Source organism: Bradyrhizobium sp. HKCCYLRH2060 (assembly GCF_051168135.1).
GTDB lineage: Bacteria > Pseudomonadota > Alphaproteobacteria > Rhizobiales > Xanthobacteraceae > Bradyrhizobium.
In genome coordinates this window covers 215,347-230,119 of record NZ_JBNPUK010000005.1, presented here as the reverse complement: position 1 = coordinate 230,119, position 14,773 = coordinate 215,347, and the positions used below count along the sequence as shown (strand labels likewise).

Below are 14,773 nucleotides of genomic sequence, written 5' to 3'. Positions count from 1 at the left end.
GAATGGAGGCGCGCATGCCAATCTCCTTCGATGAACTGGTCGACGATGTCATGCGGCGAAGCCCGGAGACGATCGGCGTCTTTCTTGCTTTCCAGATGCGTTGCGTCGGTTGCCCGATCGCCTGCTTTCACAACGTCGCGGATGCCTGCCACGAGCATGGCGTCGATCCCGACGCGTTCCTCTCGGCGCTGTGTGCCTGCGCGTGATCAGCTACGCGATGCGGCCGCATCGCCGGAGCCCTGCTGCGCCAGCAGCACGATCTTGTGCGGCTCGCGCAGGACGATCTTCTGACGGCCGCTTTCGACCAGGCCGAGCTGCTCCCAGCCGGAAAGGATGCGGCTCACCGTGTGCAGCGTCGTCCCGGTCATCTGCGCAATGTCCTGCCGGCTGATCGGGAAATCGATCTGCACGCCATGATCGAGCTTGCGGCCGGCCTGGTTGGCGAGCCGGAGCAGCGCGTGCGCGATGCGCTGCTCCACCTGCTGGGTCGACATCTCGATCACGCGCGCATGGGTTTCCTGCAGCCGCTGGCCGACCGTCTGCAGCGTGTTCGCCGCCAGCGACGGAAACCTCGCGACCAGTCTCGGCCATGCGGCGGACGGCCAGGCCAGCACGATGCTGTCGTCGACGGCGGTCGCAGTCGCCGGATAGTGCTGCAGGCCGATGGCCGGGGCGACGCCGAACGTATCCCCGGGCACGACGTAGCGCACCACGATCTGGTCGCCGGTCGGCGTCGTCTTGCTGGCGCGGACATGGCCGTGCAGCAGCAGGAAGAACGAGATCGCATCGGCGCCCTGCTCGAACACCGCGCCGTTGCGTGGAACGCGAATCGAACGGGCTTCGCGCAGCACATCCGTCAGATCCTCCGCGGACAGCCCCGCAAACAGCGGCAGATGCGCGACCAGCGAGCGGTCGATGGAAGCCATGATATTCTCCGGGCCGACGGCGGATTTTGCCCGCTCAATAGCACGTTTTTGCGATCCGTCGGAAGTTTGTGCTGGCGCAAGCCATATCGGACGACGCGCAACTACATGTTAAGCACACAGCGCCATATCGGCGCGGTTCCCGTCGCCCATCGAGCGAGCATGCACATGGCCATTCCACGCAACTATCAGGGCTGGACCGTCCTCGCCAACGGGTTCAGGCCGTTCTTTCTGCTCGGCGCGCTCCAGGCTGTGCTGGCGATCCTGATCTGGCTCCCGGCCTTTTACGGCGAGCTGAAGCTGAGCTCGGGCTTTGCCCCCCGAGACTGGCACGTGCACGAGATGCTCTACGGCTACCTGCCGGCCATCGTCACCGGCTTCCTGTTCACGGCGATCCCGAACTGGACCGGACGGCTGCCGATCCGGGGCGTGCCGCTGCTCACCCTCGTGCTGGTCTGGACGGCCGGACGACTGGCGGTGACGATGTCTGCGCTCGGTCCGTGGTGGGCCGCGATGCTGATCGATGCGAGCTTCCTGGTGCTCGTCGTGCTGGCCGCCGCCCGCGAGATCGTCGCCGGGCGGAATTGGCGGAATCTGCCGGTGGTCGCGATCGTCACGGTGCTGTGCGCCGGCAACATCGCGTTCCATGTCGAGGCTCATCTGCGCGGTTCGGCCGACTACGCGATCCGCATCGGCGTTGCCGTGATCGTGCTGCTGCTCGCACTGATCGGCGGCCGCATCACGCCGAGCTTCACCCGCAACTGGCTGGTCAAGCACAATCCCGGCCGGCTGCCGGTGCCGTTCGGCCGCTTCGACCTTGCCGTCGTCCTGTTCAGCGCGCTGAGCCTGCTCGGCTGGATCCTGGCTCCCGAAAGTGCGGCAACGGCGCTCGCGCTCGCTGCGGCCGGCGCGCTGCACGGGGCGAGGCTCGCGCGCTGGGCCGGTGATCGCACCTTGCGCGAGCGTTTGCTGGTGATCCTGCATGTCGGCTATTTGTTCGTGCCGCTCGGCTTCCTGCTCACGGCCGCCGCCAGCCTCGGATGGATTCTGCCGAGCGCGGGGCTGCACGCCTGGATGGTCGGGGCCGCCGGCATCACGACGCTCGCCGTCATGACGCGGGCCACGCTCGGCCACACCGGCGAGGCACTGACGGCCGCGCCCGCGACCCAGGCGATCTATCTGGCGATCATCGTCGCAGCGGTCACGCGGGTCTGCGCCGTGTTGGCGCCGACGCATGCCGAGGCGCTGCTGCACGTCGCGGCGTTGGCCTGGATCATTGCCTTCGCCGGCTTCGTGGTGGCGTTCGGTCCGCTCCTGCTCGGCCTCAGGCGTCGTTCACTGGCGGTGCGACGGGCGGGATCGGCTCAGCCGGTGCTCTGATTGCGCGCCACGGCGCGCGAGAACACCACCTCGATCAGCGTGCCGGATTTCGGCGCCGCCTTGATGTGAAACTGCGCCCGGTTGGCCTCGACCAACGCCTTGGTGAGCGACAGGCTGAGACCGGCGCCGTCGGAGCCTTGCTCGGCCGCCGAGGGCGCACGGAACGGTTCGAGCGCGGCGGCCACCTCCTGATCGTTCAGGCCATGACCGGTGTCGCGCACGCGCAGCGCGACCTCGCCGAAATCGGTCAGCGCGGTCGAGACGATGACCTGGCCGCCGGGATTGGCCAGCGAGATCGAGGCCGAGATCAGGTTCATCGCGATCTGGCGCAGCGCCCTGACGTCGGCGATCACCGGCGGCAGTAGTTGCGACAGCGAGGTGCGGATGATGATGCGGGCGCGGTTGGCCTGCGGCTGCATCGCTGCGACGCAGCCCTCCACCAGCTCGTTCAAATTTTGGCTGGTGAAAGCGAGCTCGAGCTTCCCGGTCTCGATGCGCGACAGCTCCAGGAGATCGTCGATCAGGGACACCACGCGCTCGCCCGAGGCGCGGATATCCTTCATGTATTCGGCGTAGCGGGTGTTGCCGATCGTGCCGAAACGTTCGCCGATCATGACCTCGGCAAAGCCGATGATCGCGTTCAGCGGCGCGCGCACCTCGTGGCTGATCCGGGCGAGCATGTCGGCCTTGGCGTTGGCGGCCCGATCGGCGACGCGACGGGCCTGCAGCAATTCGCTTTCGCCGCGGCGGAGCTGCGACAGATCGCGAAACACGGCGAAGAAATTCGGACCGTCGGTCCTGGTCCGGCCAATTGCCATCGACAACGGAATGACGCCGCCCTGAGCGATCTTCCCGAGCACCTCGTGGCCCTTGTCGAGCCCGCTCGACGCGCCGGACTGCTGCGCGCTGTCGAGATAGTCGAGCACGAGGCGTGCGCTCTCCGGTGCGAACAGCTCGATCAGGTTGCGGCGGACCAGCGCCGCGCCATCGTAACCGAACAGCGCCTCGGCGCTGCGGTTGCAGGCGTGGATGTTGCCGCCGGCGTCGAACATCAGGATGCCCTCGGCGGTGACGTCGAGGATCGCCGCCAGATCTTCGGCTTCGGCGTGGCCCGCAGCCGGAGGCGGGGCGACGACCAGCGCGGCGGGGGCCGGGGCCGGCATCGGTGCCACGTCGGTCGTCGAAATCGCAGCCGCAGGGCCGGGCAACGGAGCGAAGATCAGGGCATGCGCGCTATCGCCGTCCCAGGTGATCGTGAACAGGCGGGCTTCCGCCTTCACCTCCTCGCTGGAGGAGCCGTCGGCGGCCGAGATCGTGACGGGAGTGCCGGCCTCGGACTTGTTGGGTGCAGATGACACGCCCGGCTCGACATAGAGCGCATCGAGCCCGCCGGCCTGCTCCAAGGCCGCAAGGTCGGCGTAGCCCATCTGCTTGAAGAAGGCCGGGTTACCGTAGAGCAGGCGGTCGAGCCGGTAGATCAGCATGCCCGTGGGCAGCAGGTCGAGCAGGATGCGGTCGCGCTGGCTGTCGCCCTGGGCCGGCGGCTCCTCGGGTATGAGCCATTCGGTGTGCAGCTCCGCGCCTTGATCGGGCGCCGTCTCCGTCGCCGACGGAGCCTGCTGCGGCGGCGGGACGAGCGGATCGCTCATTCGCGATCCCGGCTCGGGCACCACGCCCTGGACGTCCGCGGGCGCGTTGCGGATCTCACCTTCGAGGCGGGCCGACAGCTGGCGCGCGAGCTCATGAAACGCACTGTTCTCCACCGGCGTGAGCACAGGATGCTTGGACTCGCCCGGAGCGCGGAACGGGACCACGTTCCCGGTCGTTTCGAGCCCGATGCCCTCGATGTGGTGTACGTCCGGCGCAATGGAAGCCTCACGCGATGACGCAGTGACGTTGTCCTGCTGCGGCGGCACATCTGCGGCCCGCACATGGTCGGATTGGGCAAGCTCGGTTTCGTCGGCGTCCGGAACATCGGTCGCGGCTGCTTCGGTCGATGCGGGGCGACGCAGTGCGGCCAGCCGGTCCAGGGCGTCGAGGTCGCGACAGACACCGAAGCCGCGATAGCCGGCATGGGTCCTGTCCTCCGCCAGGACGGGCAGTCCCGACAATTCGACCGCAAGCCGCTCGCCCTCGGCGGGCCAGCTGACGACGAGCCCGCTCCAGGTCTCTTTCGTTTCGATCGCGGCACCGACCCGCCCGTCGGGATCGAGGCCTAGCGATGCAGCGAGCTCATGCCAGGGACGGCCGAGCTCGGCGGCGCCGTGCCGCCCGATCAGGTGGGTGAATTCATCGGAGCCGATCGAGAACCGTCCCTCGGCATCCATCTGCCAGGAAAATCGGAGCGGATGGCGACGGCCGACTAAAGGCTCCGCCGCGCCGGATTTGGCAGGATGCGCGTGATCTTCCGTTTGCGGCGCCGGCGCCTTGAACAGATCAGCTTCGGCCGGATCGTCGATCAGCAGGAACTCGGCCGGCGCGTCGTTCGACAGCGCGGGGGATTCGTCGTCGGTTTGGCGTTCAGTCATTGCATCCATCGGAAGAGGAGGCGAAGTCACGACCGCGGGCCCAGCGGCAACATCCACGGGGGCTGATGATGCCGGGGCGGCATCTGCGGTTGGCTCAGGTATTGGCGCCGAGCCCGGCGCCTCGATCTCGTCGGCAGGGGCCGGCATCGGGACGGCCACCAGCCCGACCTGATTGCCGCTGCCAATGCGGTAGAGCGCTGCGCGCTCCGTGCCGAACGTCACCTCGGCCATGCCATCGGCCAGCGCCGCCCTGCGTATCTCGACGAAATCCGGCTCGGTCAGGTCGCGCATGCCGAACAGGCGCCGTCCGGCTGAACTAATGCCGGCGAACTGGCCGTCCTGGGTGAATGCGATCAGCGCATGCTCGCTCGTCTCCGCCAGCCGCTTCAGGCGATCCGCCAGTGGGAAGCTACGTCCACCCCCGTCAGTGCTGGTGATCAGCACCGCGCGCGTGCCATCGGGCAGGTCGATCCTGGCGCAGCCGCAGGTCGCGAGCGTGCCGAGCGGCGCGCCGAAACCACGTAGACGTTCCAGCCGCAAAGCGCCGGTCTCGGGCAGCCGCCGTCCCAATTGAGCGACCTGGCGGCGATGCGCGTCGGCGGGGCCGAACGTTTTCGCGATCAGCGCCGCTGCGCTTGTCGCACCGAGGGCGCGCGCACCGGCCGCGTTGGCCCACAGCACACGGCCGCCATCGGCCGACCATAGCCAGGCCGGCAGACTGCCGGCGGCGTGGACGGCCAGCCGGGGGTCGCTGAGGGCCTGCAATTCGAGATCGGCGTGGGTCATGGGCGACGACGGCGAACGGCTCTTGTGATGTTGATCGGCCGTGGATGACCGGCGGCCGGAACTGGAAGCGTTAAGAATTCGTTACTATCGCGCGTTTTGAGGGCCGAGGTCCACGGCGGGGCCGCACTCCTGTCCTGCTAAAGCTTGGATAACCTTAATGTGTTCCTCGTGAGCCCCCCGGGCTCGGAATCGCGGCGAAACCGGCATGGACCGTTGCAATCTCGGCTCTCGATAGCACGATGATACCCTGGACTGGCTCGGGGCCGCTCAGCAGCGGGAAAGCTGCTGAGAGACGAGGGCGCAGCCAATCGGGACTTCAGAAGGAGGAAAGCATGACTGACGATGGACGACGATTCGAGATTCCGAAAGACGTGCGGGCAATGGCGGAGGCGGGCTTCGACCAGGCACGTCAGACGTTTGAGAAGTTTCTGGCCGGAGCGGAGGCGACGGCCGGCTCGCTCGAACAGCGCGGTGCGACAGTGCGGGCCGGAACCAAGGACATCGGCTCCAAGGTCTTGTCCTACGCGGAAAAGAACGTCCAGTCGTCGCTCGACTACGCCCAATCGCTGGTCCACGCCAAGGACCTGCCCGAGGTGCTGCGGCTGCACAGCGAATTCGTTCAGGGCCAGATGCGATCGCTCGCCGAACAGGCAAGCGAAGTCGGCCAGGCCATCGGCAAGGCCGCGATCGACGCAACCAAGCCCAAGGCCTGATCAGACATGCCTCGATCCCCCTTTTTCTGGAAGCGGGCGCGGCAACAGTTTCTGATAGTGGAATTTCCGTTGCGTTGCACAAAAGCGCCACGATATAGCTCTACGCGAGGTTGTTACCTCCCAGGGGCGGTTCCTCTGCGTGATCCGAAGTGACTTCCCGATTGCCGGGCCGGTCCAGTCTCAATGTTTCGAAGGATGCATGCCATGACCAATGCCACCGATCCTTTCTCCGCGTCGATCATTCCGTTCGAGGTTCCCGAACAGGTACGCGCGCTCGCCGAAAAAGGCGTGTCGCAGGCCCGCGAGAACTACGCCAAGTTCAAGGACGCTGCGGAAACCCACAATTCGGCCATCGAGGCCTTCTTCGCCAACGCCAGCAAGGGCGCCGGCGTCTACTCGTCGAAGGTCATGGAATTCACGAAGGCCAATACCACCGCGTCGCTCGACTTCGCCCAGGAGCTGTTCGGTGTGAAGTCGCCGTCGGAGGCGATGGAGCTGTGGACCGGTTTCGCGCGCAAGCAGTTCGAGACCTTCACCGCCCAGGCCAAGGAGCTCGGCGAGCTCGGCCAGAAGGTTGCGGCCGAGACGGTCGAGCCGATCAAGGAAAGCGCCACCAAGCTGTTCAAGACGGCGGCCTGAGGCAGCCTCAAGTCTCGCCAGGTGCGCGATGCGGCCGCGCGCCGGCATGGACGGCGGGTAGATCCAGAACCCGGGCGCGTTGCGGCCGGGTTCGATGCTTTCTGGGCTCCCCGCTTGAACGGGGGCTCACTCGGGCCGAAACGGCGTCAAAAAACGCAGTCATGGCAGGGGACTTTATCCGTTCTCGGCCTTGCCAAATTCGCCCGTTGCACCTAGTTTCCGGCCCGTTCGGACGCCCCTCGCGGGCAGTCCCATGGCGGATGCAGTTGTAGCTCAGTTGGTTAGAGCGCCTGTCTGTGGAACAGGAGGTCGGTGGTTCGAGCCCACCCAACTGTACCATGGCCGGGACCATCGCTGGGCCGTTCGCAAGCTCACCTCTATCCGTGCTCCGCGTCCCATTGATCGTGCGCCGTGATTGGTCGCCCGTCGCGACCTCTCGCGCATGGCTGTGGCCGGGGCGTGGCCGCAGAGCTTTGCCCGCGGAAGCCTGAGCCCGGTCTCCGTATTTCGACGGATATATCGCCGGGCGTGCGCTCGCTTGCGGTTTGCCGCGCCGGATCGGTAGCACGGCGTGGCACTGTTGCTTGCGAATCCGGTCTCCTTCAATCACACTTTGCGGCAACGAGGGGGAGGGGACGATGAGAGGGATTGATCTCGATCCACGCATCTCTGCCGTACTGATCGTAATGGCCGCGCTGTTAGTCCCCGTAACCGCACGGGCCTATACCGCCGAGCAGGAGCAGGCATGCACAGGCGATGCGTTCCGGCTTTGTAGTTCCGACATTCCCGACGTCGATCGTGTCACCGCCTGCATGGTTCGCCGCAAGGCCGAGCTGTCGCCGTCATGCCGCGCCCAATTCGGGCCGCCAGAGCGCCAGGCAGCGTCATCTGGCCGTGCGGAACGGCCGATGAGCATTCGTCCTGTCACCAGGAAGCCGGTCACTGCGCGCGCTGGCAAATCGAAGAAGTCGACGCGACCAGACGCGACCTGAGCGATGCCGATTGCCGCCTTTGGCGGCACTCGGCATGACCGCAGTCTTCGGACGCACACCTCGATGCGCAGCCTCAACATGTAAATGCGATGGGGCATGACCGGATGTTGTCGAACATCGCCGCCTGATCTGCTGTTTTGCCTGCTTTGGTGTGACTCAAAAACCAATGCGTTTCGGCAATCAGGAGTTACGTCTTATCAATCGCTAAATTTATCTTCCGCGAATCAGTCCGCTGATTCATTTTCGCTGCCGGGGTCAATCTGGAGGCCAAGGTATGAACGTTATTGTTTTCGCATCGCGTAAGGGCGGTTCAGGCAAGAGCACCCTGGCCGCCCATCTCGCTGCGCAGATCAAGTCGAGCAAGTCTTGTCTGCTCATCGATGCCGACCCTCAGGGGTCGCTCACGCTTTGGCACAAGCTGCGCGGCACCAACGAGCCGCCGATCAAGACGGCCGTGAACTCGGTGAGCGCGATCGTGTCCGCCGCCCGCCGCGACGGCGTCGAGTGGGTGCTGATCGATACGCCGCCGACCATCTCGGCCGTCGTCGAGGATGCGATCAAGAACGCGACGATGGTGATCATCCCGGCCCGCCCCGGCGTGTTCGACGTCAACGCGGTGCAGGAGACGATCCAGACCTGCCGCGCCGCGCGCAAGCCCTACGCGGTCGTTCTCAATGGCGCGCCAGCGCGCCGCGACGATGCCGAAAGTCCGATCGTCACCATCGCCCGCGAAGCGCTGGCGAAGTTCAAGGCCCCGGTGTGGGGCGGCCAGATCACCAACCGCGCCGATCTGCTGATGGCGCTGGGCCAGGGTGAAGGCGTGCGCGAATATTATGCGGAGGGCCGTGCTGCGGCCGAGATCGCACGCCTCTGGGCTGCGATCGAGCGTTCGGTGCGGGCTATTCGCGGTACTGTGTCGGCCAACGGCGCCATGCACAAGCAGGCGGCCTGATCGCGGCATCAGATGGGGCATCGACGCGCGGTCCTCCGCGCGTTTTTTGCGTCGGGTCACAAGCTCTCGCGTGAGTGCCGAATTCGCGCCGCGCGAGAGGGCTTGGCGAGGTCAGGCAACCATCAGGAAATAGAAGGCGATTGCCGGCGTCAGGGTCAGGATCACGGACCAGATCCCGACCGCCCAGAGAATGTCTTCGACGCTGAAACCCTGATGCTCAGGGTATGGATGATCCTGCAAAGCCACGACGTCCTCGCGCTCTTTGACGTTTTCAACATCCATAGCGGAACATCTTTAAACACGAGGTTGCGGACTGCGCCGCTTTTGATCGCGTTTGTTAGCTCGGATTAACCACGGAGATTCTGCTCCGGCTCCACAGCGGTGGCGCGGCTCTGCCTGGCCTTTCCGATCGGGAAGGCCAGGCAGAGCCGGCGAATAGGTCGGGGCGTGCTCAGGCAACGCGGTTCTGCGTGGTCGTCGGCTGGCGCCGCTCGATCTGCTGATCCAGCCGTGCGGCCAGCTCAGCGCCAACCTCCACCATTGGCAGCCGTACTTCGGGGCTCGCAATGACGCCGGTGCGCGCCAGCCAGTACTTGGCCGGTGCGGGGCTCGGCTCGGTGAACAGCAGTCGCGTGAGATGCTCGACCAGCGCCCAGCACGCTGCTGCCGCGTCGTGACGGCCGGCCTTCACGTGCTGCAGGATTGCGGCAAACGTCTCGGTCTCCAGATGTGCCGAGAGCAGGATGGCGCCGTCGGCACCGGCCTGCAGCGCATCGAAGCTCTGGGCGTCTTCGCCCGTCAGGATATGAAACCCTGCGCGCCGACGCGTGATCAGGTCGCGCGTCTGCGTGCGGTTGGCGCAGCAATCCTTGAGGCCAGCGATAGCGGGATGCTCGGCGAGCTGCAGCAATGTCTCGTTGTCGAGGCCAACCGCCGAGCGATAGGGAATGTTGTAGAGCACGATCGGATGGGCGGTGCGGTCGGCCAACGCGGTGAAATGCGCCAGCAGGCCGCGCTGCGACGGACGCACGTAAGGCGGACTCGAGATCAGATAGAAGTCGATCGGCCATGACGCGGTTCGGTCGAGCGCTTCGATCACCTCGGCCGTCGCCACGCCGCCGACACCGAGACAGATCGGCAGCGGCCGGCCGATGGTGTCGAGCTCGTCCCGGACCACGCTGATCAGACGGGCGCGCTCGTCCCATGACAGCGCCAGTCCTTCGCCTGACGTGGCACCGAGCACCAGTCCATCGATCGGCTTGGCGGCGTAGTGCCGAACCAGATTGCGTAAGGATGGTTCGTCGAGCGCGCCATCGCGGAACGGCGTGATCAGGGGCAGCCAGAGGCCCTGCAGTCGGGTCGTAACGTTGGTCATGGTCCATCTCCTTGGGTGGCAGGAGCCGGCGACGGGACACGCAAAAAAGCCCCGTCCTCGCGGCGGGGCTGGTGATGCGGCGGTGAATTCGAGAGATTCTAGCGCGCGCGTCCACATGTCCCCGGGAGGGGAGCTTTTTTCGACAACAACTTGGCGTGCGAAGACGTGGACATGCGATCTAGATGCGCGGTGCAGGCGATGCTGTCAACGCCGCATCGGGCACGACACGGAAACATTCGGCAAAAAAATAGCCGGGCCCAAATGAGCCCGGCTGGAGGTATTGGCCAAAGAGGCCGACACAATCACCTTCCAAGAGGGATTTCTGAGCGCTCGCGCCACTGGAGGAGGGGGACAATGCGCAACGCCAACGCTCAGCACATACTCACTATGGGCTCTCACATGGCGTCGCAGCAACCATGCAAGCCGCATGTCAGACATGCACAATGTCACGCCGGCCAGCGCTGCGCTTTGCTCACGACGAAGTCACGGAACACTTGAACGCGTGCGACCGTCTTCAATTCCTCGGGATAGACGAAGTAGGTGTCGAGCTGGATCGAATCCGACTCTCCGAACAATTGCACGAGACGGCTGTTTTCCTCGACGAGGTAGTCCGGCAGCGCGGCGATGCCGAGCCCTTGCTGGCAGGCGCGGACCAGGCCGAGAATGTTGTTGACCCTGAAATAGGCCTCGCGCGGACCGGATCCGTTGCGGCCGGCATCGACCAGCCAGCTGCGGTTCTGCAGATGCGGGGCGACCTGGCCGTCGGCCAGCATGATAATGCGATGATCATCGAGCTCGTCGAGGGTGCGCGGCGTACCGAAGCGCTTGACGTATTCCGGCGAGCAATAGGCGTGGAAGCTGATCGCGAACAGCTTGCGCTGGATCAGATCGGGCTGGGTCGGCTTGCGGGTACGGATCGCCACGTCGGCCTCGCGCATCGACAGATCGAGCTCCTCGTCGGTGACGATCAGCGAGATCCGGATCTCCGGATAGAGCGCGGTGAATTCCCCGAGCCGCGGGATCAGCCAGTTGATGCCGACGCCCGGGGTTGTCGTGATCTTCAGATCGCCGCTCGGCCGCTCGCGGCTGTCGGTCAGCTTGGCGCGCGCCGCCTGCAATTGCATGAAGACGTCATGCGCGGTCCGGAACAGCAGGTCGCCCTGCTCGGTAAGGATCAGCCCGCGGGCGTGACGGTGGAACAGCGAGACTGCGAGCTCCTGCTCGAGCGCACTGACTTGGCGCGACACCGCCGATTGCGACAGCCCGAGCTGCTCCCCGGCATGCGTGAAGCTGCCTGCTTCCGCCGCTGCGTGAAACACCTTCAGCTTGTCCCAATCCATATCCGTAAATCCATCCCGTGATCGTGGCATCGTCAGTTCATTCCGCCGCGGCGCGTTCGCTCGCGGCGTGGGCGAGGAAGCGTTCGGCTTCGAGGGCAGCCATGCAGCCCATGCCGGCGGCGGTGATCGCCTGCCGATAGGTTTCATCGGCGACGTCGCCGGCGGCAAACACGCCGGGAACGGAGGTCGCGGTCGAGCCCGGCACCACCTCGACGTAACCGGACGGTTTCAATTTGAGCTGACCGGCGACCAGCTCCGTGGCCGGCGCATGGCCGATCGCGACGAACACGCCGTCGGCGGGCAGCTCGGTGAGCGCGCCGGTCTTGACGTTCTTCAGCCTGACATGCGTGACCTTGGATGGCGAGCTCGCGCCGCAGATCTCATCCAGGGCGCTGTCCCAGACGACCTTGATCTTGGGATGCTTGAACAGCCGCTCCTGCAGGATGCGCTCGGCGCGGAAATGGTCGCGCCGGTGCACGACGGTGACGGCCGACGCGAAATTGGTCAGGAACAGCGCTTCCTCGACCGCGGTGTTGCCGCCGCCGACGACGATGACCTCCTTGCCGCGATAGAAGAAGCCGTCGCAGGTCGCGCAGGCCGAGACGCCGAAGCCCTTGAACGTCTCCTCCGACGGCAGCCCGAGCCAGCGCGCCTGGGCGCCGGTCGCCAGAATGACGGTCTCGGCGAGGTAGACGTCACCGGAATCGCAGGTCAGGCGGAACGGACGCTGACCCAGCTCGAGCTTGGTCACGAGGTCGGTCTTGATCTGGGCGCCGACATGCGTCGCCTGCTTCTCCATCTGCTCCATCAGCCAGGGACCCTGGATGACGTCGGCAAAGCCCGGATAGTTCTCCACGTCGGTGGTGATGGTGAGCTGCCCGCCGGGCTGGATGCCCTGGATCAGCACCGGCTCCAGCATAGCTCGTGCCGCGTAGATCGCCGCCGTATAGCCGGCAGGGCCGGAACCGATGATGACGACTTTGGCATGGATCGGAGCTTGCATGTGACCGAAGACTCGCTGGAAGAGGGAGAATTGACGACGCAGCGAGCGGAATGCGCAAAAGAAACGCCCCGAAGCCCCATCGAAAATGTCAAATCCAAGTCTAAGCCATCTGGCAAGCTATGCAAGAATTGCAACGCATCTCGGCGAATTTTCCCTTCACGACCCGGTCAACGGGGGAAATCTAAAGTAATAAAATTGCGCAAATTGACCAGCCTGCGCTAAGAGAGTTGCCCATCGTCCCCCTGCGCCCCTGCGCCTCCTCCTATCCCGCCAGAGCCCACAATCCCCGTGTCCAAGAATCTTGATGAGATCGATCTCAAAATCCTGAGCGAAATCCAGGCCGATGGCAGGATCACCAATGTCGAGCTCGCCAAGCGGGTCGGCATCTCGCCGCCGCCTTGCCTGCGCCGGGTCAGGACCCTGGAGGAGGAAGGCTACATCACCGGCTACCGGGGCCTGCTCGACCCGCGCAAGCTCGGCTTCGATGTGACCGTGTTCGCCTCGGTCCACCTATCCAGCCAGGCGGACGCCGACCTGAAGGCGTTCGAAGAGTTCGTGCGGTCCGAGCCGCTGGTGCGGGAATGCTGGATGCTGTCCGGTGAGGTGGACTTCATCCTGAAATGCGTGGCACCGGACATGGCAACGTTCCAGGAGTTCGTGACGCATCTGACGGCGGCGCCCCATGTGCGCAACGTCAGGACCTCGCTGGTGCTGCATAACTCCAAATACGAGGCGGCCGTGCCGCTCGAGGTCAAGGGACGGAGCTAGGCCTCGAGGGTCATTCCGGGCCAGCCCCGCAGGGGCTGAACCCGGAATCTCGAGATGGCGTCGATAAGCTCTGGATTTCGGGTTCGATGCTGTCGCATCGCCCCGGAATGACAGTGGAGCGAGTGATCAGCTCTTCTTCCGCAGCAGCGCGTCCAGGCTGATCGGGCCGCCGCCGGCCGTCGCCAGATACAGGCAGGAGAAGCAGAACGCGATCGCCGCGGTGCCGTTGTTCAGGAGCGGCAGCCATACCGGCTCACCTGTCTTGAACATGTGGCCCATGAAGTAGGCGAAGGCCATCTCGCCAGCCAGGATGAATGCGACGGGCCGCGTGAGCAGACCGACCATCAGCAACGCGCCGAGCACCAGCTCGATCATGCCGGCCGTGTAGATCAGCGGCGGAATGTTGGCGAAGTACGGGATGACAGGAAACTTGAAGATCTTGGCCACGCCGTATTGAAACAACAGCAGGCCGGTGATGAAGCGAAACAGGCTGAGTGCAGCCGGTTGCCATTTCGAGAGCATCTGCTCCATGTGTGATCGTCCCCCAACAGAAAACCATGATGCGACGATGGCCGGTTCGGTCGTTGCCGCCCCGGCTCGTCGGCCGCAGATTTAGCTGATTACCGCAACTGCGTCACCGGCATGCGTCATGACATGCGATGAATTGGGCGTGTACTGCCGAAGTGGCGGCCTTCCGCTGCCCTGCAACCACCGGGAACGACGAAGGGCCGCGCCTTGGCGCAGCCCTTCGATTCGCTCCGGCGGGACGTTGCCCTGTCTCAGCGCCACTCGACCTTGGCGATCTCGTAGGACTTGGCGCCGCCGGGCGCCATGACCTCGACGGTGGTGCCCATCTTCTTGCCGATCAGTGCGCGCGCCAGCGGCGAGGTGATCGAGATCTTGCCCTTCTTGGCGTCCGCCTCGACCTCGCCGACGATCTGCCAGACCGTCTTCTTCTCGGTGTCCTCGTCGATCAGGGTCACCGTCGCGCCGAACTTGATCGTGTCGCCGGAGAGCTTGGTCACATCGATGATGTCGGCGCGCGCGAGCTTGTCCTCAAGCTCGGCGATGCGGCCCTCGTTGTGAGACTGCTCTTCCTTTGCGGCGTGATATTCCGCGTTCTCGGACAGGTCGCCATGCGAACGCGCTTCCGCGATATGTTCGATGATGCGCGGACGGTCCACCGATTGGCGCTGCTTGAGCTCGTTCTCCAACGCGGCGTAGCCCATCGAAGTCATGGGAACCTTTTCCACCATCTCTTCTCGTCCTTCAGTCGTGCGGGCGGGGGCGCGCACGATCAGCATCTTCAGAATAGGCCTTTGCGGCTCAAAGCAAAGCCTGAAGGCCCGGCAAGACCGTCCCGTCAAAGGCCGG

At 65.1% G+C, this 14,773-nt stretch carries 15 protein-coding genes and 1 tRNA gene; 8 read left to right on the top strand and 8 right to left on the bottom strand.

All coding sequences use genetic code 11. The features are described from left to right. The first annotated feature begins 2 nt into the window (after positions 1 to 2). The gene (locus ACQR10_RS13590; protein WP_409997929.1) at positions 3 to 206 is read left to right on the top strand and encodes a DUF1858 domain-containing protein; all 204 of its coding nucleotides are present in this window, start codon (positions 3 to 5) and stop codon (positions 204 to 206) included. Here ACQR10_RS13590 and ACQR10_RS13585 read toward each other — a convergent pair whose 3' ends face one another. Next, positions 207 to 926, bottom strand: coding sequence for a Crp/Fnr family transcriptional regulator (locus ACQR10_RS13585; RefSeq protein WP_316217924.1), 720 nt, complete (start codon positions 924 to 926; stop codon positions 207 to 209). A 165-nt stretch (positions 927 to 1,091) separates the two neighbouring features. Here ACQR10_RS13585 and ACQR10_RS13580 point away from each other — a divergent pair, with 165 nt between their 5' ends. After that, positions 1,092 to 2,303 (top strand): NnrS family protein, encoded by a 1,212-nt coding sequence (locus tag ACQR10_RS13580; protein WP_316217923.1) that lies wholly within the window; start codon positions 1,092 to 1,094, stop codon positions 2,301 to 2,303. Here ACQR10_RS13580 and ACQR10_RS13575 read toward each other — a convergent pair. Next, complete coding sequence (locus tag ACQR10_RS13575; protein ID WP_316217922.1) at positions 2,288 to 5,617, bottom strand: sensor histidine kinase; 3,330 nt, start codon at positions 5,615 to 5,617, stop codon at positions 2,288 to 2,290. The genes ACQR10_RS13580 and ACQR10_RS13575 overlap by 16 nt on opposite strands. 332 nt (positions 5,618 to 5,949) lie before the next feature. On the opposite strand from ACQR10_RS13575, the gene ACQR10_RS13570 reads away from it, so the two are divergent. From ACQR10_RS13570 to ACQR10_RS13550, 5 genes are all read left to right on the top strand, one after another. Beyond that, positions 5,950 to 6,330: a phasin gene (locus tag ACQR10_RS13570; protein WP_316217921.1), complete on the top strand. Its 381-nt coding sequence runs from the start codon at positions 5,950 to 5,952 to the stop codon at positions 6,328 to 6,330. Between the two features lie 204 nt (positions 6,331 to 6,534). Then, entirely contained in the window at positions 6,535 to 6,969 is a 435-nt protein-coding gene (locus ACQR10_RS13565) for a phasin (protein ID WP_315802633.1), read from the top strand. Positions 6,970 to 7,231: 262 nt separating this feature from the next. After that, positions 7,232 to 7,308: transfer RNA gene (locus tag ACQR10_RS13560), tRNA-His, on the top strand. 299 nt (positions 7,309 to 7,607) lie between these two features. After that, positions 7,608 to 7,961 (top strand): hypothetical protein, encoded by a 354-nt coding sequence (locus tag ACQR10_RS13555; RefSeq protein WP_315802634.1) that lies wholly within the window; start codon positions 7,608 to 7,610, stop codon positions 7,959 to 7,961. Positions 7,962 to 8,235: 274 nt separating this feature from the next. Next, positions 8,236 to 8,913, top strand: a complete 678-nt coding sequence (locus ACQR10_RS13550; protein ID WP_231327589.1) for a ParA family protein — start codon at positions 8,236 to 8,238, stop codon at positions 8,911 to 8,913. A gap of 111 nt (positions 8,914 to 9,024) precedes the next feature. Here ACQR10_RS13550 and ACQR10_RS13545 read toward each other — a convergent pair whose 3' ends face one another. The 4 genes from ACQR10_RS13545 to trxB all read right to left on the bottom strand — a co-directional run bounded on the left by ACQR10_RS13545 (position 9,025) and on the right by trxB (position 12,631). Beyond that, on the bottom strand, positions 9,025 to 9,195 hold the full coding sequence (locus tag ACQR10_RS13545) for a hypothetical protein (RefSeq protein WP_315802635.1): 171 nt from the start codon (positions 9,193 to 9,195) through the stop codon (positions 9,025 to 9,027). 169 nt (positions 9,196 to 9,364) lie between these two features. Next, entirely contained in the window at positions 9,365 to 10,288 is a 924-nt protein-coding gene (dapA, locus tag ACQR10_RS13540; RefSeq protein ID WP_315802636.1) for a 4-hydroxy-tetrahydrodipicolinate synthase, read from the bottom strand. A gap of 446 nt (positions 10,289 to 10,734) precedes the next feature. Then, positions 10,735 to 11,658 (bottom strand): LysR family transcriptional regulator, encoded by a 924-nt coding sequence (locus ACQR10_RS13535; protein WP_315717522.1) that lies wholly within the window; start codon positions 11,656 to 11,658, stop codon positions 10,735 to 10,737. Between the two features lie 7 nt (positions 11,659 to 11,665). Further along, positions 11,666 to 12,631 carry a thioredoxin-disulfide reductase gene (gene trxB / locus ACQR10_RS13530; protein ID WP_315802637.1) on the bottom strand — a complete coding sequence of 322 codons (966 nt, stop codon included), beginning with the start codon at positions 12,629 to 12,631 and terminating at the stop codon, positions 11,666 to 11,668. 288 nt (positions 12,632 to 12,919) lie between these two features. On the opposite strand from trxB, the gene ACQR10_RS13525 reads away from it, so the two are divergent. Further along, positions 12,920 to 13,399, top strand: coding sequence for an Lrp/AsnC family transcriptional regulator (locus ACQR10_RS13525; RefSeq protein ID WP_015664493.1), 480 nt, complete (start codon positions 12,920 to 12,922; stop codon positions 13,397 to 13,399). Between the two features lie 126 nt (positions 13,400 to 13,525). Here the strand turns inward: ACQR10_RS13525 and ACQR10_RS13520 are convergent, their stop codons facing one another. Both ACQR10_RS13520 and greA read right to left on the bottom strand, forming a co-directional pair. Further along, positions 13,526 to 13,930, bottom strand: coding sequence for a DoxX family protein (locus ACQR10_RS13520; RefSeq protein WP_315802638.1), 405 nt, complete (start codon positions 13,928 to 13,930; stop codon positions 13,526 to 13,528). 248 nt (positions 13,931 to 14,178) lie between these two features. Next, entirely contained in the window at positions 14,179 to 14,655 is a 477-nt protein-coding gene (greA, locus tag ACQR10_RS13515; RefSeq protein ID WP_315717519.1) for a transcription elongation factor GreA, read from the bottom strand. Positions 14,656 to 14,773 lie beyond the last annotated feature (118 nt).